This window comes from Paenibacillus sp. XP01 (assembly GCF_057364885.1).
In genome coordinates this window covers 3,919,458-3,939,655 of the sequence record NZ_CP139481.1, presented here as the reverse complement: position 1 = coordinate 3,939,655, position 20,198 = coordinate 3,919,458, and the positions used below count along the sequence as shown (strand labels likewise).

Annotated in this window: 11 protein-coding genes; 6 read left to right on the top strand and 5 right to left on the bottom strand. The window is 49.4% G+C overall.

Annotated features, from left to right (window positions below; translation table 11 throughout):
• Positions 1 to 6 precede the first annotated feature (6 nt).
• From SNR34_RS17695 to SNR34_RS17685, 3 genes are all read right to left on the bottom strand, one after another.
• Positions 7 to 927, bottom strand: coding sequence for an ABC transporter permease (locus tag SNR34_RS17695; protein WP_236412950.1), 921 nt, complete (start codon positions 925 to 927; stop codon positions 7 to 9).
• Positions 928 to 1,038: 111 nt separating this feature from the next.
• Complete coding sequence (locus SNR34_RS17690) at positions 1,039 to 2,664, bottom strand: extracellular solute-binding protein (RefSeq protein WP_486179795.1); 1,626 nt, start codon at positions 2,662 to 2,664, stop codon at positions 1,039 to 1,041.
• A gap of 63 nt (positions 2,665 to 2,727) precedes the next feature.
• Positions 2,728 to 4,500, bottom strand: a complete 1,773-nt coding sequence (locus SNR34_RS17685) for a glycoside hydrolase family 2 protein (RefSeq protein WP_486179794.1) — start codon at positions 4,498 to 4,500, stop codon at positions 2,728 to 2,730.
• A gap of 115 nt (positions 4,501 to 4,615) precedes the next feature.
• On the opposite strand from SNR34_RS17685, the gene SNR34_RS17680 reads away from it, so the two are divergent.
• Positions 4,616 to 5,452 carry an AraC family transcriptional regulator gene (locus tag SNR34_RS17680; RefSeq protein ID WP_486179793.1) on the top strand — a complete coding sequence of 279 codons (837 nt, stop codon included), beginning with the start codon at positions 4,616 to 4,618 and terminating at the stop codon, positions 5,450 to 5,452.
• A gap of 203 nt (positions 5,453 to 5,655) precedes the next feature.
• On the opposite strand, the gene SNR34_RS17675 is transcribed toward SNR34_RS17680, so the two are convergent.
• On the bottom strand, positions 5,656 to 5,991 hold the full coding sequence (locus SNR34_RS17675; RefSeq protein ID WP_486179792.1) for a YciI family protein: 336 nt from the start codon (positions 5,989 to 5,991) through the stop codon (positions 5,656 to 5,658).
• 110 nt (positions 5,992 to 6,101) lie between these two features.
• Between SNR34_RS17675 and SNR34_RS17670 the strand changes: the two genes are divergently transcribed.
• From SNR34_RS17670 to SNR34_RS17660, 3 genes are all read left to right on the top strand, one after another.
• A complete protein-coding gene (locus tag SNR34_RS17670; protein ID WP_343260285.1) occupies positions 6,102 to 6,491 on the top strand; it encodes a MerR family transcriptional regulator in 390 nt (129 codons plus the stop codon).
• Positions 6,492 to 6,817: 326 nt separating this feature from the next.
• Complete coding sequence (locus SNR34_RS17665) at positions 6,818 to 7,009, top strand: helix-turn-helix domain-containing protein (protein WP_343260286.1); 192 nt, start codon at positions 6,818 to 6,820, stop codon at positions 7,007 to 7,009.
• 120 nt (positions 7,010 to 7,129) lie between these two features.
• Positions 7,130 to 9,133, top strand: coding sequence for a glycoside hydrolase family 2 protein (locus tag SNR34_RS17660; protein ID WP_486179791.1), 2,004 nt, complete (start codon positions 7,130 to 7,132; stop codon positions 9,131 to 9,133).
• 30 nt (positions 9,134 to 9,163) lie between these two features.
• Here the strand turns inward: SNR34_RS17660 and SNR34_RS17655 are convergent, their stop codons facing one another.
• Entirely contained in the window at positions 9,164 to 9,985 is an 822-nt protein-coding gene (locus tag SNR34_RS17655) for a helix-turn-helix domain-containing protein (RefSeq protein WP_486182481.1), read from the bottom strand.
• Positions 9,986 to 10,235: 250 nt separating this feature from the next.
• Here SNR34_RS17655 and SNR34_RS17650 point away from each other — a divergent pair, with 250 nt between their 5' ends.
• A complete protein-coding gene (locus SNR34_RS17650; protein WP_486179790.1) occupies positions 10,236 to 13,589 on the top strand; it encodes a DUF5107 domain-containing protein in 3,354 nt (1,117 codons plus the stop codon).
• A gap of 241 nt (positions 13,590 to 13,830) precedes the next feature.
• On the top strand, positions 13,831 to 19,926 hold the full coding sequence (locus SNR34_RS17645) for an S-layer homology domain-containing protein (RefSeq protein ID WP_486179789.1): 6,096 nt from the start codon (positions 13,831 to 13,833) through the stop codon (positions 19,924 to 19,926).
• Positions 19,927 to 20,198 lie beyond the last annotated feature (272 nt).

The window sequence follows — 20,198 nt, the reverse complement described above, 5'->3', positions numbered from 1 at the left end:
TCCCCTTTACCACAGTCTATGTTCGCTTACTCGCTTGCTGATCGTATTCGCGAGTATGAGCAAAATGAAGCTGATGACCGAATTGAATAAACCTACTGCAGCGGAATATCCGAAATCGGCTCCAAGAATACCTTTTCTGTAAACATAGGTTGAAATGACATCAGCCGTTTCGTAAGTAAGCGGGTTGTATAACAGAATGATTTTTTCGCTTCCCACGGAAAGCATGGATCCTATATTAAGGATAAACAAGATGACTATGGTAGGCATAATGCCTGGAATCGTGATATGCAAGGTTTGCTTCCAACGTCCTGCACCATCAATACGAGCCGCATCGTACAGCGTAGGATCAATGGAGGACATGGCGGCGAGATAGATAATGGAACCCCAGCCGATTCCTTGCCAGATCCCGGAGGATACATAGATCGAGCGAAACCATCCCGGCTCCTGCAGGAATGCGATGGGCTCGTATCCAAAAAAGCCGAGCATGTTATTCACCAGGCCATCACGGGCAGCAAAGTCAACAAGCATGCCGGCTACGACCACGATTGAAATAAAGTGGGGAAGATAACTAATCGTCTGTACGACTCGTTTGAAAATGACAAGACGTATCTCATTCAGCAATAGAGCAAGGATGATCGGGGCAGGAAATGCAAACAACAATTCATAAATACTGATCATTAAGGTATTGCGAAGAAGACGCCAAAAGTAAGGGTTTTCAAAAAAGTTCTGAAAATGGGTAAAACCGACCCAAGGACTTTCCCATACGCCATCTGCGATCCCGTAATCCTTAAAAGCAATGAGCAAGCCGTACATAGGACCATAATGGAAGATGGCGTAATAAACAATAACGGGAACAAGCATCAAATAAATGTAGCGATTACGAACCAAGTCCCTCATGATGATCCTTTTTTTGCTTTCCGCGGGCATTCTGGCTGCTGCTTGTACAGCGCTTCTGTCTAAATCAGGCACAAATTCTCCCTCCCGGATGTCCGGAATATGACATGCATCCTCGTCATATTCCGGAATGGTAAGCTTTGCTTATCGGTTGTTGTATCTTTCCAAAGCTGCCTGTTGGATTTGGATCGCTTCCTCGATGCCTAACCCTTTCAGCATTTCTACATAATTATCGAAATGATCAAGCGGTTCCGTACCCATAATAAATTTCAGAATCATTTCGTCTTTAAATGTATTGACGTCGGTCATGATCGAGGAGTATCGGCTGCTATCTTCTACAGAGATACTAACGGGAGGCATTCTTTTTTCCTGTGTAGTGTTTGACCACAACGTCATGGCCTCTTTTTGTTCCGGCTTGGTCGTATACTGCTGCGTGTGACGTACATCCTGCACAAAAGGACCGGAGGTAGCGCCCATAATATGCTTCCTGAAGGCTTGGGAAATCGGCAGTCCGTCAGGATTATTCAAGATCGCATCCGTATACCGGGGTTGGCCGTCAACGAGTGTGTATGTTTCGCCTTCTTTGCCGAAGTTCATAATGAGTTTTCCTTCTTCACTGTATAAATAATCCAGAAATTTCACGGTACCAACAACGTTTTGGTTGCTTCCGGTTATGGCTGCGAAGATGCCGGTAACGGGATTATCCATATGTCCGAAGACCGGCTTTTCGCCAGGATTTAATGTCGGATAGGGGGTTCCGACCAATTTGAAATCCGGTTGGCTTTGCGCCATCAAGTCCATGTATTTTCCAATGCCGCCATTGAGAAACAGGACCGCCGCCCCCACCTGATTGCCTGTTATTTTGGCATCGGTCATTTTGGCATCCGTCGTCGCAAAGTCCTTGTCGAGCAGACCTTCGTTATACCATTGGTTCATTGTGGCGAGGTATTCCTTGAAGCCGGGTTCAATCGGCCCGTATTTGACAGTATCCTTCTCCCGGTAGAAATCGTTAGGTGTCCCGAAGGCACCCGCAAAAGTTAATTCTCCTGCCGAAATTAGAATCGGAATTTCATCCGCTTCACCATTACCGTTCGGGTCCCGTTCTTTAAACGCTTTCAAAACGGTGTGCCATTCATCGATTGTCGTGGGTACCGACAAATTTAATTGGTCCAGCCAGTCTTTGCGTATTGCAGGTCCCAGGAACACTTGTTGGGTGACATCCTCACGAATGAACGGGAAGCCAATGAGATCCCCATGATCTGTGGAAGCCATTTTTCTCCATTCCGGATGATCCTCCAGCAGTTTTTTTAGGTTGGGGGCATGATCCAAGTAATCATTCAATGGGATGAGTTTTTTATCTCGGATTGCTTTCTGTGCGCCGCCTGGGTATGCGTTCCATCCATAATCTACAACATCAGGCAGCTTATTCGATGCTACCATTAAGTTGAATTGTTCTCCGAGTTGGCCTTGTGCCGGGTGCTGAAATTCGATTTTCACACCGGTTTTGGCTTCAATTTCCTTCCAGGCAGTTACTTCTCCATAACTTTTCATAATGGCAGCAGCATCCGGAAACAAATCCACCCAATACGTTAATTGGGTTAGCGGTTGATTCTGCTCTACTCCTGACGAGTCTGTTGGCTCAGCTCCTCCGCTGCACGCAGCCAGCGTAGTCGTAAACAGTCCCAAGATCATTAAAACAACGGCATGCCTGCTCATCTTTCGCGTGTACATGAACAAATCGTCCTCCTCATTCTCCATCATGGTATTCATCAATTTGGAATGACGTTTTTTGATCTGGAGGGGCCATCCCTTCCAGGGATAGCCCTTTGCTTATCATCTCAATGTGGAGCCCCAGTCGTATGGATCGTTATGGTCGGTATAAATGCCCTTGACTACGCGATAGGCCAGCTTTGGTTTGCGATATTCGTTGACCAGTCCTTTGTTGTTGAAGGAGCGTGCCCGGTCTCTGAAGTGGGGAAAATGACTCTGAAGCTGAGCCCTTGTATCTGCAAATTGCCACACATAAGTTCCGCTAATCTTCGGATCGGCCCGGAAGAGCTTCAGCGACTTTCCGAGTAGATCCGCCTGGTAGTCCTCGCTGAATAGGCGGGGTTCCCAGCCGGAATCGCCGTATACGCCTGCTCCGCCAAACTCGGTCATCAGCACAGGGGTTTGCTCTGCTCCATATTCCTTGCAGCGCTCGTGAAAGATTTCGAGCATCTCTTCGAACTCGACATGTCCAAAATACCATCCGCCATAATAGTTGATTCCGATAACGTCGAATAGTCCGAGGCAGATGTCTGTCATAGGGTGCATCGTGGCATAAGCCACCAGCCTTGACGGATCCTTGCTCCTAACAAGCTCTGTCATCTTGATGGACAATTCATAGGCCTCTTTGGAACGTGTATCAATTTCATTATGGACAGACCAGAACAGGATCGAGGGATGGTGAAGATCGCGCTCGATCATCTCATCCATCATGGTCATCGCACGTTTTACGAAGAGCGGGTCGTCCGTGTGTTCCGCCGGGAACGCTGCGCCCCAAATCGGAATCTCGCTCCAGAAGAGTATGCCTCGCTCATCCAGCAGATCGAGCCAATATTCACTTTGGGGGTAATGTGACCCGCGTACAGTGTTGCATCCCATCTGCAGGATGATATCGAGCTCTTTGGTCATCAATTTGTTGGGAAATGCGAAGCCCCATTCGGGGTGCTCTTCGTGGCGGTTAACTCCCTGCAAATAAAGCTCCCTGCCGTTGAGCCAAATCTTCTTGTTCCGGGCCTCCACGGTACGGAACCCGATGCGGTCTGTAAGGTCGTCATGGCCGGCTACGGCTCTGATCATGTAAAGGGCTGGATTTTCCGGTTCCCATCGCTTGAGGTCTGACCAGGCTTGTTCCACAACGAGTTCCATGCTACCCTTAGCTGGGAGGTAAGCGTTATCATTTCGAAATATCTCATCATTCCTATAGAAGGATACGGGCACTTCGACTGGAGTATCCGACATGGAGCGGAGCGTGAGCCGGATTTGGACGTCAGTGCTGGAATCTTCTTTCATGTCATAGGTAATGCGCATCCCCTCGATCCAAACATCAGGTAAACGCTGAACCTCAACGGGCCGAATGATTCCGCCGTAATGAAACCAGTCCACGATATGGTATGGCAACGTGTTCGTCCCCAGCGTACTGTCTGTGCGGACGACGAGTTCGTGGACTCCGGCAGTCACACTAGGAATCGTAAAGTCAAAAGGAGTAAATCCACCATAATGGTATCCCAGATGCTGTCCATCCCAGTACACATCGGCATGTCCCATCACCGCGTGGAACAGTAGACGCAGATGGCTGATATCATCAAGGGTTACCCACGTGCGGTACCATGCTACTCCTTCGTAGTCGAATTTGCCAAGCTCGTTATTCCAACAGGCTGGCACGGGGATGCGATCGTGGTTGGAAGGGAAGTTCCTGTGCCACTCTTCCGATAATCCAATGTCATCCTTGTCAAAAACGAAATCCCATAATCCATCAAGCAGTTGGCATTCTCTACGTCGATGCTGCTGAAACGTGCGGATCAATTTCATCATCTCCAATTCATTTTTCCAGTAGAACATCTGTAATCGATGGTCTGTATGTTCGGAGTTTAGCATTCGTAGCAATGAAGCGACAATGGTAAAAACAATCTTAATCATTTGTCAAAAATGATACAAATAAAGAAGGGAAGTATCTATGGAGTATGCTTTGGGAAATATGGTGGTGCATCTGCACTGGGTCATCGCCAAGCCGGCGCTGCCAGGCTGGGAAGATATTCGGCAGACCGTATCCGGGCACACCTTTTATTATATTTACAGCGGCAAGGGAATTTTTCGTTGCGAGGAGAGGGACGTGGAAGTGGAGGGGGGCACATTGGTCTACCTTTGGCCCGGGCTGCCTCTTTATATGAAGTCTTCCGAGGCGCATCCACTCCGAATGACGATGCTGCTCTTCGATTGCGCTTCGTTAAGGAAAAATGAGAATGAATGGATTGGGCCGGAGCCGATCGAGCGGCTGCGACTGCCCTTTCTTTTGCCTTTACAGAGTGAGCGTACGGGGAAGATCGGGGAACTGTTCCGGGAAGCAGAAAGGGAATGGGTACCTGGGGATCTTGTGCGGGAAGCACGAGTGAAATCGGTCTGGTATCGCTTGGTGCAAGAGGTACACGAGGCGGCGGAAGCAGGGGGAAGACACAGCAGTGAGGAAGGAATAACAGCGGCTCTTCGCAGGTTCAAAGAGAAACTGGATACGGAATTTGCCACCGAGTTTCGCATCACCGAATTGGCGGAGCAGACGGGTTTCTCTCCTGTTTATTTACGCAGAACCTTCGCAGCCAGGTACGGGTGCAGTCCCAAGCAGTACCTGGATCAGCTTCGCAATGAGCATGCCGTTCGCCGGCTCCGGTACACAGGTGATTCGGTCACAGACATAGCGAGAGCATGTGGGTACTCTGACGTCTACCAGTTCAGCAAAACGTTCAAGAAGCGCAACGGCTTCTCTCCGACCGAATACCGCAGAATGCAGGGAGATTGATACTCGCCTGAATTCTATAAAGGCGGGCCGTTAAGGGAAAGAACTGCCTAATTCATATGCGCCAGCGGTCGATCAATTGAGATCGGCTGCTGTTGGTAATAGAATGGGTTTTCGGATTTTGTGGTGGAATGAACACGCAAAAAGGGAGCCAATACCTTTGTCGCATTAGCCCCCAATTTACATTTACTTCAGAGTGAAGAGTGTTATTTCGGTAACACAGCATTCATCGGATAGTATTCGGCAGTCATCAATCCTGCAATAATGGCGGGGTCTTCTGTGATGAGTTGTGAGACTTGCTCTGCGTTCTCAACTTCAATGATTGCAAGCCCATGCGGAGATTTCGGATTTAATACGGGTCCGAAAACTAAAGCAATCCCCTGATTCTGCAAGTCCGTCCAATAGGCAATATGTTGGTGCATAATGTTTCGTTCTTCTTCGGTCATACCGGTCATTTCCTTAGAAAAAGCCGTTCTCGGGGGTGTAGACCATAACATGAAGTGCATTTTTCCTGGATTGTTGCTTGCTGTATTATCAGACATACCCAAAAACCTCCATTACCTTAAATTTGTATTTTTACTTACATGTGCAATGATAAAGTATAGAGTGCACTCGATAGCAATATCGTCCGAGCCAGTGCTATAATAAAAATATGGAAAACAAATTTTCGAGCAAACAAGTTTCTGAAGAGACGGGATTAAGCATCCATACATTGCGATACTATGAGCAAATCGGGTTAATTGACGGTATAGTACGGGACGAAAATGGATATCGTCAGTATTCAAAGTCCGATATCGTATGGTTTCATGTGTTAAGTTACTTTCGAGCGATGGGGATGTCCATTCGGGAGATGCAGAACTTTACCGCCTTGCATAGTAGTAAAGTCTCTACAATAGCAGCGCGACGTGAATTAATGGAAACGTATCGCAGGAAAGTTATCGACCAAATGAAGGAACTTGAACAGACGCTGGAGAAAATCGATCATAAAATCAATTTTTTCAAAAATCTAGAGGACTCAGATAAACTACTACAGGACAAATAATGTCGAGGGACAAAAACATATTCCCAATGAAGTCGCTAATTTAGCGGCTTTTTTGGCTTGACCGGTATAGTGAATCGGTATGGTGCTGATTGAAGAAAGAGAAGCTCGCTTTAAAATCATCCATTGGTTTTAGAGCGAGCTGTTTGCTATTCTAACATGATTTTCTCGTTAAGCTCCAACCGGGATAATCCCTTTGAGCTGCATTTAAGTTGATGGTTGCTGAACGTAACCGAACAATCACTGATCACAAGTGTATCTTGTCCCCATAGTTTGAATCGATATGCTTTCTGTGACTCATCCCTTGAAAGGGTGACCATAAGGAAGAAGTGGGCGATACCATTTTAAATACACTCCACAAATTCAGGCTGGAAAAAGCCGCGCAGCTTTTGCTGGGTACCAATCGGCAAATTTCCGAAATTGCTGCAGATGTAGGATATGATTGTGGAATTCACTTTACGAGAAAGTTTCGGGAGTCATTTGGAGAGACTCCGTCCGCATTTCGGAAGCGTAAAAAATGATTGGCCTGCAAAAATCTGAAAAGTCCAGCATATTGTCCATGCAATCAGAAGATGCTCAATGGCTTTGAGCGTTCTGCTTCCCTATAATAAAGCACAAATGTGAGAAAGAGGGGAAATCGCATGCACGGCAGATTAAATATTCCGTTGGAAGAATCCTGGACATTTCAGGCAGATCTAAAGAACGAAGGGTTGAAACTGAAATGGCATGAACATGGCCCTTCCATGGGTGAGAACATTCAAATCCCACACACATGGAATGTGCAAAAGGGTTTGCAGGAGTTTCGTGGCACAGGCTGGTACAGCCGCACTTTTTTTGCACCTCCTGAATGGGAAGGCAGATTGCTTCGTCTGCAGTTTGATGCGGTGTATCGTGATGCCGTTGTATGGATCAATGGACAGAAGGTAGGAGAACATGCCGATTCAGGTTACACTTCGTTTGTTTTAGACATCTCGAGCGCCATCATCTTTGGAGAAAACAACAGGATTGTGGTATCGGCAAATAATGAGAACAGTCGGACAGCCCTACCCGTAGGGAATAGCTTTGATTGGGCGGACGATGGCGGAATTATACGCGGCGTATCGCTTATCGTTAGCGGTCGCGCAGCGATCGATTATGCCAAAATCCAGGCCGTTCCTGTCTTTAACGAAGAAGGAGACAGGCGTTGCTCTCCGTACGGTTTATTATCAGGCGAGATTCATTTGTGGGAGAGTGGGGAGGCGAACAGCACCTCTCTAAGGCTTGTCGTGACCGCAGCGAGTGAAGATGGCGCACAAATTTCAGAGCAATGGGAGATGTTTAGCAACGAAGGCTTTTTACGCTTTAAAAATATCAAGGTGGAAAGCCCAAAATTGTGGCATTTCGACCATCCTCATTTGTACAAGGTGGATCTTGCTTTATACTCGGGGAATATACTCTCGGATGAGGTATCGATTGAGGTTGGTTTCAGAGAGATTCGTTCAGAAGGAAGTACACTGCTGCTTAACCGAGAGCCGGTGCGTCTTATGGGGGTCGAATGGATGCCTGGATCACATCCGGACCGAGGGATGGCTGAAACGTCGAGCCAACTTGAAGAGATGCTCCGACATATTAAAGAAGCCAATTGCGTCATCACCCGTTTTCATTGGCAGCAAGATCGCAAGCTGCTGGAATGGTGTGATCGAAACGGTTTATTGGTACAGGAGGAGATTCCCCACTGGCAAACGCCGCATGATCCTGACGACGAATGGCTCTCGACCTCCATGCAGCATGCCCAGGAAATGATTCATCGACACTACAACCATCCATGTATCTATGCTTGGGGGCTAGGCAACGAGGTAAACGGGCAATCTGCGGTCACGGTCCGTTATTTTGAACAATTAAAAACGCTTGTTCGCGAACTGGATGACACCCGATTTATGAACTACGTTTCCAATACGGTGCATGAAAATCCCTCCCAGGATGCGACGGGTGTAGGCGATGTTATCATGTGGAATGATTACATTGGAACGTGGCACGGCGATTTGGACAGACCCGCGGTGATTCGAACCATTACAGAGGCTCATAAAGATAAACCTGTGATCGTTGCCGAGTATGGACTATGTGAACCTGCTTACGAGGGTGGAGACGAACGACGAAAGCAAATCCTGACGGACAACACGACGGAATACCGGAAACACCCTGGGATTGCTGCCCTTATCTATTTCAGTCTGAACGATTATCGGACACAGATGGGCGAAGCAGGGGAAGGCATGCTGCGCCAACGTGTACACGGTTCCATGACTTTGGATGGCACGCCCAAGCCTTCATATGAAGCCCTGCGTCAATTGGCTTCCCCGATTCGCGTTGCCGTAAATTTGGAAAATGGTGCGGGTAAGGTGGCAGTAACTATAGAAACTTCGGATGACATCCCATCTTATAGGACATCTGGATATACTTTAAGGCTTATTGATCCACACGGTGATTTTTATGAACAAGAAATTCCCGAGTTGGAACCTGGAGAGCGATGCGTATTACATTTTATGGACATCCCTCAGACCAGATGGGATGACATTCGTTTACATGTTGAAAGACCTACCGGATTTTCGGTGACGAGCGGTTCATTAACCAGTTATGTCGGTTATTTCACCGATAACTTGGTTCCGTGATACGGTTGTCTTCATTTCTTATATGTTATATCAACCTTTTGGGATGCTCCGATATTCGGTCGGGGAGCATCCCATTATTTTTTTGAATAATCTGGAGAAATAATAGGGGTCCTTCATACCGACAGCTCCGGAAATTTCTTTGACGCTTTTAGAGGTTAAGGACAACATTTGTCCAGCACGCTGCATTTTAAGTCTGAGGTAGAATTCAATAGGAGGCACGCCGGTTTCCTTGTTGAACAGGTAGATCAGATGTTGTTTGGATAACCCTAAATGACTTGCCAAATCGGGAAGCGAAAGGGACTCCGTCAGCCGCTCCGTCATGTATTGCACGGCCTGTTCCAGATATCGTTCGTTTTTATTGTCTTGAAGCGAATGCATCAAACTAAAGCCGACGTGACTAATGAGGTGCCGGATACACTGTGACACATAGATCTGATTGTTCATGGCGTACGGTTTATCCGACAACAAGGCATAACATTGTTCAACATCTTCAATCCACCGGGAGTGCAAGTTCAATGTAAAAGAGAGAGGTCCGACGTTCAGGGAATAGGCTCGGATCAGAGATTCGGCGTCTGTCCCTGTAAGGTGCATCCAATAAATGGACCACGGGTTTTCATTAGAGGCACCATAGCGATGCGGGGTTTCCGATGGAATAACGACAAGCTGCCGAGGTTGAATTTGAACGGTTCTGTTCGTTTCCACCCAGCCTTCGCCCTTGACGCAGTATATGAGAATATGAGTTTCACAACCCTTTGGCCTTTCTCTGTAATGAAATTTTGCTTCTGGAAAAAATCCGATATCGCTTACATGAAAATGACTTGTTAATGCGTCATTCTGTAGTTCCTTGAGCATAAATTCAGGCTGTATAAAAATCTTTTCTTCTTCGAATCCGTCGGACTTCAAATTCAGATCTGCCCCAAGCATACGTATCTCCGCCTTTGTATCAGAATATCCTTCAATAATATCATACACTCCCTTATCCAAAAGGGGAATTCATAAACCTATTGTAAGAATATAATCCATGAACTACCGACTTTCGTCAATTGTATAAAGGGGGTAGAGCCGTTAAATTTAACCTATAAACACAAAGGAGGATTACGCAATGAGCACAAAAGAGCCATCATCGGCTGTTTCGAGTAAGGTTCGGGTTTGGGAGGAACAAGTTGAAATCCCCACGTACGGAACGGGTAAACCGGACAAAAATCCAATGTTTCTGGAGAAGCGTGTGTATCAGGGGAGCTCTGGACGAGTTTACCCGCTTCCGGTCATCGATAAAATATTGGATGAGAAAGAAACAAAGTCATATGGCATGGCCATTCTTGAAAACGAATACGTTCGAGTCGAAATCATGCCTGAGATCGGTGGCCGGATCTACCGTGCATTAGATAAAACGAACAATTATGATTTCGTATACTATAATCGCGTCATCAAACCGGCGCTTGTCGGGCTTGCGGGTCCCTGGATTTCAGGGGGCATCGAGTTTAACTGGCCGCAGCATCATCGACCGAACACATTTGGACCTGTGCAGCACACCATAACGGAGAATGAAGACGGCAGCGCGACCGTTTGGGTCAGTGAGATTGATCGAATGTACGGCACAAAAGTAACGACAGGCTTCACCTTGCATCCAGGCAAGGCCTATATCGAAATTACAGCGCAATTGTACAACCGTACGTCGGAGCCGCAAACGTTTTTGTGGTGGGCCAATCCGGCCGTCGCCGTCAATGATCATACGCAAACGGTATTTCCTCCTGATGTAACGGCAGTATTCGACCATGGAAAACGCGATGTGTCCAGATTCCCGATTGCTACAGGGACCTATTACAAAATGGATTATTCCGAGGGCGTCGACATTTCCAGGTACAAAAACATTCCGGTCCCGACTTCCTATATGGCATACAAATCCGACTATAACTTTGTGGGAGGGTACGACCATAGCGTGCAAGCAGGTCTGCTGCATGTAGCCAATCATCATGTCTCCCCGGGCAAAAAGCAGTGGACTTGGGGCAACGGGGAATTCGGTCAAGCCTGGGACCGAAGCCTGACGGATGAAGACGGACCTTACATCGAGTTGATGACCGGCGTATTCACGGACAACCAGCCTGATTTTACATGGCTCCAGCCGTACGAAGAAAAGTCGTTCACCCAGTATTTCATGCCGTACAAAAACATCGGCGTCGTCAAAAACGCCTCCATTGATGCGGCAGTGAATTTGGAGGTAGATGAAACGCTCCGCGTTGCGACGGTAATGGCCTATGCTACATCCGTCTTTGAAGGAGCGACCATCGAACTAAAGGGTCGTAAACGTACGTATGTAGATGATCGTGTCACACTTTCTCCAGAATCCACTTACAAAACGGTTATTACATTGGACGAGGGGGATCAACCGCATGATTTGCTCCTAACCGTACGGAATGCCGAACAGAGTTTGCTCATCAGCTACAAGCCGGCGAAACCTTCCATCGAACAAATCCCGGATGCTGCCAAGCCGCTGCCTCTCCCGCAAGAATTGAGGAGCACAGAACAGTTGTATCTTGCCGGCCTTCATTTGGAGCAATACCGGCATGCCACGTTCGAACCGGAAGCATATTACGAAGAGGGATTAAGAAGAGATGCTTCTGACATTCGGCTCAATGTCGCTTATGGCACACTGATGCTTCGAAGAGGGGAATTGGAAAAGGCGGAAACACACTTCCGTACGGCAATCGAATCATTGACCTGGCGGAATCCCAATCCGTATGATAGCGAAGCTTACTACCAACTTGGCCTGGCTCTCCGGCTTCAAGAACGGAATGAAGAGGCATTTAAGGCGTTTTATAAGGCAGTTTGGTCGGCAACGTACCAGGATAGCGGCTACTATGCATTAAGCCAGATCGCATGCGAAAAGGGAGCGTTCTGGGAAGCGCTGGAGCTGGTAGAACGTGCATTGGTTCGAAATACAAGAAACTACAAATCAAGGCTGCTCAAAACCGCGCTGCTTCGCAAGTTGGACCGTCATGAGGAAGCCATTGCATTTGCGGACGAAACGCTGACGATGGATATTGCCGATTTCGGAGCCAGATATGAGAAATTCATGATTCTCGAAGCCATGGGAAAAAACGAAGAGGCTCAACTGGTGCGTTCGGAGCTCCGCCGATTTATGAGGGATGACGCTCATAATTACTTGAATCTGGCTTCGGATTATACGGGATGTGGTTTGTTCGCGGAAGCAGCCCGTGTGTTGGAAGAGATTTGTTCCATCCAAAATGAAAAGGCTTATCCAATGCTTCATTACACACTTGCATTTGTTTATGACAAAATGGGACAAAGCGAAACAGCGGAACATGAACGCCAGCTTGGGAGCGCAGCTGCACCTGATTACTGTTTCCCGAACAGCTTGTTCGATTTAAGCGTATTGCATCACACGCTCGATAAAAATCCATCGGATAGCAAAGCGCATTATTACTTGGGCAACCTCTACTATGATAAAAAACGGGCGGAAGATGCCATAAAACATTGGGAGAACTCCGTCCGCCTGGATCAGCAATTCGCCACGGCCCACCGCAATCTTGCGCTGGCTTACTACAATAAACGCAACGATGCAGAGGCTTCATTGCAGTCGCTTAACCGGGCTTTCGAATGTAATTCTAACGATGCCCGAGTATTTTACGAGCTCGATCAGCTGCATAAAAAAACGGGCGTTCCTGCACAAGAACGATTAACGAAGCTTCAGAAGCATATGAACCTTGTAGAACATCGCGACGACCTTTATCTCGAATATGTTACGCTGCTGAATACATTAGGCCAACATCATGAAGCATTGTCGTCATTATTAAGTCGTCGTTTCCATCCTTGGGAAGGCGGAGAGGGAAAAGCGACAGGACAATATACGCTTGCACTAGTTGAGCTCGCCAAGCAAGAGAATAAACGCCAATCTTATCAAGATGCCGTTTCGCTGCTTCAACGAGCACTCCAATATCCGGAGAATCTGGGTGAAGGCAAACTTGAAGGCGCGCAGGAGAACAATATTCATTATGAGTTGGGTATTGCCTACCAGGGACTCGGACAGCCAAAAGAGGCCGTCTATCACTGGACGCTCGCTTCAGAGGGGCTGGAGGAACCGGCTAGTGCGATGTATTATAATGACCAGCCGCCAGAGATGATTTTTTATCAAGGCCTTGCTTGGGATCGACTGAACAATTCAAAAGAAGCAAAACGACGCTTTAACAAGCTGATCGATTTCGCAGAAAAACATTGGTTTGATGATGTTAAAATCGATTACTTCGCCGTATCCTTACCCGATTTTCTGGTATTTGAGGATGATTTGAACAAGCGAAATCAAACGCACTGCTTGTTCATGCTCGGGCTTGGGTTGCTTGGTCTTGGTCATAAAGAAGAAGCGAAGAAACGATTCAATGAAGCGCTGCAGTTGGAACCAAACCACCAGGGAGCGAAAATTCATCTGCAATTATGTTGAGTTAAAATAGGGCCCAGTTTGGCGTGAATCATAAGACCACCGGTATGCTTTTGATACCGGTGGTTTGTTTTTTTAATAACAAAACGTTATGTCAAGGGCGGCATCCCTTTTGAAGGGTGCGACTTGAATTTACCTTCGTATTATCATGCGTTTACAAAACAAATGTATATTTTTCAAAGTACCTATGCACAAAAAATCCAAAAAAAGTAAAAGCAGAAAGGGTGCAAGGAATTTGAACCGAGTGAACCTGAAAAAATGGGGCGCGATCACGGCGATTACCGGAATGCTGTTTGGGCTTGCGGCCCCTGCCGGATTTGCGGATCCCAGCCTTCCGTACGTTCTTCAAGAAACGGGCGCGGCAGAAGCCGACCGGACAGCGGAGAGCACGGCAGCTCAAGGCTTGCAAATTGTACATACGCCCGCAGTGGCTACCCATGCGTCGGGGCAGCCTTTGACATTATCCGCCCAAATCTCGGGGGGGCAGACCACGGTAACCGCTTCGGTGTATTACAGGGTGGATGATCAAACGCCGAAAGAAGTGGTTTTGACGAATATGGGCGGGCAGGAATATGCTGCAACTATTGAAGGCAACCAGATCGTCGGAGGCAGCCTGAATTATTATTTCGAAGCTCGCGAAGGGGAAGGCGTGCCGGTACGCAGCAGCGAGTATGCGGTACAGATCACGGGCCAGTCGCAGCCCGACATGTCGGCACCGCTGGATATATTGATTACCGAATTGGTGCCGGACAGTGATAACGTGAACTCGGCCGACGCCTACGAATTCGTTGAAGTATACAACAATAGCGGGCGAGAGCTTGATTTTGCAGACTTCAGGCTCCGATATAATACGAATGTGGAGTGGCCGCTTACAGGCAGCTCCCAAGCGGTCATTCCGGCTGGAAAAGCCATCGTGCTCTGGGTCATGAACGGCAGCAACAACCATCTGACCGTCGACGATTTTAACCGAAACTACGGAACCCAGTTGATGGAAGGCTCGGATTTGTTCCGGATCGACGGAGGTGGCGGAATGGCCAACGGCGCCGGAAGAACCCTTGAGATCCTGGCTGCTTCGGGCATGACGCTGGTTTCGGCCTCGTATCAGAACGATGAACAGACGCAGCCGAACAAGGGAATCTTTTATCGGCACCCTGCGGCAGGCAGCGTCGACATGATCATGATGGACGGGCCGGGAACACTTCCGGCAACGCCGGGAACGGTAACGAAGGAGCAAACGGAAGCCCCGGGGGAGGCCGACCCTGGCCTTCTCATTAAGCATACACCGGTAACCGCGGCGGACGCGGCGGCGGATTTGACGATTGATGCGTCGCTGGAACATGCCGGAGCGGAGCCGGCGGATTCTACTGTGAATCTTCTATATAAAACCGCTTCGCAATCCAAGTTTACGGTCGTGGCGATGAAACCGCAGGGCGGTGTATATGCTGCTGCGATCCCGGCGGAACAGCTCGTCGAGCCCTCTTTGGACTACCGGATTCAAGCGGTTAGCGGCGGGAAGTCGGTGATCACCGATTCCTATACGGTGCAGATCCGCAATGTTCCGGCCTTTGACCCGCAAAAGGCTCCGCAGCTGCTGGTGACGGAGGTCGTTCCGAATACCACGAATGTCAATGGAGCCGATGGCTATGAATTCGTGGAAATCTACAACAATTCGGATCAGGACATTGATTTCCGGAACTACAAGCTGTATTACCGTTACACGGATAAAGGACCGGCAGCGGATGTCATATGGTCTCCGGATAAACAGGACTTTGTGATTCCTTCCAGGCAAGCTGTCGTCTTCTGGATCATCAACAGCAGCATCCCGCATTTGGCGGTCGCCGATTTTAACCAATTTTACGGGACGGATCTGCAGGAAAACGTTAATTTGTTTAAAGTTGCGGCAGGAGGCATTTCCAACTCGGGGAAACGCGGATTTGTGGTGAAAACGAATACCGGCAAGGAAATCTCTGCTGCTTATTATGATGCGGATACCGTGTACGAGGACGGTAAAACGGAAACGAAGGAAAATACCGGACTCCAATATAAATACCCGGTCAATGGCAGCACTCAAATGATCAAGATCGGCAGCGGCACCCAATTCCCCGGCCCAGGCGCGCTGGAAGCCAAGCAAGTCCCCGATGCTCCGGTTACTGTCGTGATCGACACCGTGCCGCCGACTCTCGAGGACCGGACGGGAATCACGGCGACGGACCAAAGCAAAGGCTTCGAGATCAAGGCCTGGGCAGAGGATGACCAGCAGGTCGCATCCGTGACTTTGTACGTGAAATCCGATAAACAATCCGATTATATTCCGTACCAGCTTACCGAGGACTACGGTGATTTGCACTATCACCACACCATTTATGCGGCGGACCTGATTGGACGAAAAACCATCGAGTACTACTACATCGTGTCCGATGGGTTTAACGAAGTGACATCGCCGAAGTACAAGGTGGATATTACCGGCGGGCCCGATCAATCCGATCTGCGTTTAAACGTGAAGGATGGCGATATGGTCAGCGGTACGAAAACGATCAAAGGCACGGCCAAGACGGGCAATCCGGACAGCGTTATCTTTGAAATGGACGGGCAGCCAGTCACGACGCCGACGGGAACCGCGCTGGAGCATGACGCTTATTTTGTGTTCGATGTTAAAAACGTGGACTATTACTTCAAAAATGCGATCACGATGGGACCCGAGGAACTGAAGGACGAAACCATTCTGTATACCTTCCTGGACCCGATTACATCCTACCAGACGCTTAGCTTTCCGATCGAAGCCAGCCGCCTCAAGCCGGGCGAGGACAACACGATCTATATTCGGGCAGGTTCCAAATCCGGTCCGTTTGATGAACGGGTAGAGGAAAACAAGGATGATTTCGAGATCAAAAACGTGCGACTTGTTTTGGCCGACGGTACCGAAATCATGGACCCGGCTTATGCCAAGCGGGACGTGGAGATCAAAATGGGCGACTCCGCAGGAAAGCATGAAGCGATCGGGTTCCGTTTTACGCTCCCCGAAAGCCTGTTTGCGGCCAAGTCCTGGCTCTGGGATACTGTGCAAGAGTCGGATGGGGAGCATGTCATTAAAGCAGTTAGCGGCGGGTTTTCTGCCAGTGCCAAAGTAACGGTCGACAACACGCCTCCAAGCATCTCCGCAAGTATCGAAGACGGTAAATCGTACCGCGGCAAGTTTACGATTCAAGCGGAAGTCACCGATGCCCTCTCCGGTGTTGCCAAGGTCGAAACGAAGCTTGATGGAGAGCCGATTCGGCTCCCGATCGAGACAAGCTCCTCCCAGCTGGCTGCCGGACCGCATGAGCTATACATCCAGGCCGCCGATCAGGCCGGAAACGTAACGGAGAAGACGATTCGCTTCGAGGTGCCTGCCGAGAATCCGGAATCGCCGCGGCTGATTTCGCCGACAAACGGCCAAACCGGAGTGGGCAGCACCGTTGATCTGAAGGTGAACGTTAAAGACCCCACGGGGGATCGGATGGACGTCTCGTTTTATCGGGGATTTTTGTATGACGGAACAAGCAAGCACGGTTTTACGGGTTTCCAGAATACCGCGGACACGGAGCCCCCAAGAGAGCATGCTCCATCGGGCGAGAAAAGTCTGGATGCTGAGGATTACGCTAAAATCGGGGCGGAGGACGGGCAGTACCTGACGACGGATTCGGACGATCGCTTTCCCTATCAGCGTTTCGAAATCAAACTGGACCCTTCCGTGAAGCCTAGCGACCGGGTGGACGTGGTATGGAAAGGGAAGTCCCTGCCGGGCCGTAAAGTCAGTCTTTATGCCTGGAGCGAGGGGCAATCCAAATGGATTACCCTGAAACAGGTCATTGCCGGTGAGGAGGACTTTACGCTTAAGTCGACCGTCAAAGCCGGCGATTATGCGCATAACGGCATGATTTCGGTCATGGTTCAGGACGAGATTGCAGGCGCCGGAATCGGAGAGGAGGCAGCTCGGACGGCAAAAAGCGGGCCGATATCCGAGGACCCTTACGATTTCTCGTTCCTGTGGATGTCGGATACCCAATATTATTCCCAGGACTATCCATACATTTACCGGAAAAACGTGCAGTGGATCGCCGAGAACAAGGATCAGCTCAAGCTGAAGTACATTATTCATACCGGGGATGTCGTCGATAAAGCCGATCAGGAATATCAATGGATCGAAGCCGATCAGAACATGAAGGTGCTGGAGCAGGCAAATATTCCGTACGGGGTGCTTGCCGGCAATCATGATGTGGGCCATCAGGACAATGATTACTCCCAGTTCAGCAAATATTTCGGGGACTACCGCTTTCAGGACAGCCCGGTATTTGCAGGCTCCTATGAAAACAACCGCGGCCACTACGATCTCGTCTCCGCGAACGGCAACGATTTCATTATCGTCTATATGGGCTGGGGCTTGGGCGAGAAAGAGATCGAGTGGATGAATCAGGTGGTTTCCATGTATCCGGAACGCAAAGCGATCCTTTGTTTGCATGAATATCTGCTCGTTTCCAACAATCGTGCGCCGATCGCGGACCAGATTTTTGAGAAGGTGGTGAAACCCAACAAAAACGTCATCGCGGCATTGTCCGGCCATTATCATGATGCCGAACTTAAGATCGACCAACTTGACGATGACGGGGACGGCATTCCGGACCGCAATGTGTACCAGATGCTGGCGGATTACCAGGGAGCTCCGGAAGGGGGCCTGGGTTACATTCGTCTCATGCAGTTCGATATGGCGAATAACAAGCTTCATATCAAGACATATTCCCCTTATCTCGATGACTATAATTTCTATGATCCCCAGGAGTACCCGGGCAAAGACGAATTTTCGCTGGACCTGAATCTCCAGGCTGCCACCAAACGGGTAGCCACCGATTACATCGGGGTGAGCGTGTATGCCGATCAGTTGATCGGCCGGCAGGAGAACGTGGATAGCGGGGATAACGCTTCGGTTCGTTGGGCCGGACTGGCGGGCGATGCCTATTATCAATGGTATGCCAAAGCAGAGGATGCGAACAGCGGACAAACGTTCTCGGAAATATGGGGTTTCCATACCGGTTCTGCTTCGGGCGAAGGGAATCCACCGGGAACCGTTCAGCCGGGCGGCGGGGATTCCGGCCGTACGCCGTCCTCCGGTGGTAGCATATCCACACCGGTCGGATCTCCGGAAGCCGAGCAGCCTGCAAGCAACGGAGTAGTCACAGCAACGCCAATCGGCAGCGGAACGTACGGGGTGAGCGCGGAACTGCTGCGGAAGGCGGGATCCGGGGCTTCGAACGGAAAGCTCGAGATTCAGATCAAACCGGGAAATGCCGAATCCGGGCAGCCTGTTACCTTGAAATTGGACGCGGCCGCACTCCGCGAATTTTTCGAGGAACACCATGGATCTTTGGTCGTTCGTGCGCCGGGCAGCCAGATCGCGTTTACGCAGCGTTCGCTGCCAAATCAGATCGGGGAAGCGGACCAGCTCAGCATTACATTTGGAACAGGGGTACCGGGGAACTCGGGTTTTGAAAAAGGAATAAGTTCCACCGGAATCGCCTATGAGCTTGGCATGTTCTTGATCAAGGGAACGGAGTCGAGAAAACTTAGCAAATTGGATGCGGCGGCGGAAATTCAGCTCAACCTTACAGATGAGCAAGCCAAACTTCTCGATTCGGACTACGCCGGCGTCTATGAGAGGGTGAACGGGGAACTGCGCTACGCAGGCGGTTCGTTTGCCGGACGCACGGTAACTTTTACAACCGATCATCCGGGAACCTACGAGATCCTCGAGCTGCGCAAATCGTTCTCGGACCTGAGGGATCACTGGGCAGAGAATATCGTACGCCAATTGGCGGCCAAGCACCTGATTCAAGGTGTGGACGCGGAGCGGTTTGTTCCTGCAGCACCGGTAACCCGCGCTGATTTTGCGCTTGTGCTGACGAGAATGCTTGGAGGAGAGGCGGAAACGGCGGATGTGCAATTCGCCGATCTTGCACCGGATGCTTATTATACGGAAGCGGTCAAGCAAGCCGCACGCTTGGGGCTCATTCAGGGCAGCGGCGGGCGCTTCCGGCCAATGGACAGCATTACGCGGGAGGAAGCAGCGGTCATCCTGTATAAAATGGCTCAAGTCCTTAAGGCAGAGCCTTCGGCGATGCCTCTCGGAAATGATGCAGCGTTTGGTGACGCCGGGTCGATCTCTGCATGGGCAAGGGATGCCGTCACGCAAATGCAGGCACTCGGCGTGCTGAACGGAAAAGGAAATGGACGTTTCGAACCGAAGGGTTTTGTTACCCGGGCTGAAATGGCCAAAATGATGAGTGAAATGCTCAAGCTTTCGCTTTAGGATTCAAAGGCAAAAAGGATAGCCTGGAATAGCCCAAAGGCTGCGATGGATCGTTCATCGCAGCCTTTTTTGATTCTGCATGCTGCATTCCCTGTATAATTACGTCGGAGAAACAAGGCCTTTGGCGTCAGCACAACCGGCCGTCGGATGCAGCATTTACAAAGCTTGGCCATCAGAAAGGCTCCTGTGAGCGGCGAAATGAGCATTGGGGGAGCAGGCCAAACGGATGTCTAACGATGACAAGTCCGTACGATGATAAAATTTTTTACGGC

What these genes read in the sequence shown, in the direction of transcription:
- SNR34_RS17695 (WP_236412950.1), bottom strand. Translation starts at nt 927, where the DNA reads ATGCCCGCGGAAAGCAAAAAAAGGATCATCATGAGGGACTTGGTTCGT.
- SNR34_RS17690 (WP_486179795.1), bottom strand. Translation starts at nt 2,664, where the DNA reads ATGAATACCATGATGGAGAATGAGGAGGACGATTTGTTCATGTACACG.
- SNR34_RS17685 (WP_486179794.1), bottom strand. Translation starts at nt 4,500, where the DNA reads ATGTTCTACTGGAAAAATGAATTGGAGATGATGAAATTGATCCGCACG.
- SNR34_RS17680 (WP_486179793.1), top strand. Translation starts at nt 4,616, where the DNA reads ATGGAGTATGCTTTGGGAAATATGGTGGTGCATCTGCACTGGGTCATC.
- SNR34_RS17675 (WP_486179792.1), bottom strand. Translation starts at nt 5,991, where the DNA reads ATGTCTGATAATACAGCAAGCAACAATCCAGGAAAAATGCACTTCATG.
- SNR34_RS17670 (WP_343260285.1), top strand. Translation starts at nt 6,102, where the DNA reads ATGGAAAACAAATTTTCGAGCAAACAAGTTTCTGAAGAGACGGGATTA.
- SNR34_RS17660 (WP_486179791.1), top strand. Translation starts at nt 7,130, where the DNA reads ATGCACGGCAGATTAAATATTCCGTTGGAAGAATCCTGGACATTTCAG.
- SNR34_RS17655 (WP_486182481.1), bottom strand. Translation starts at nt 9,985, where the DNA reads ATGCTCAAGGAACTACAGAATGACGCATTAACAAGTCATTTTCATGTA.
- SNR34_RS17650 (WP_486179790.1), top strand. Translation starts at nt 10,236, where the DNA reads ATGAGCACAAAAGAGCCATCATCGGCTGTTTCGAGTAAGGTTCGGGTT.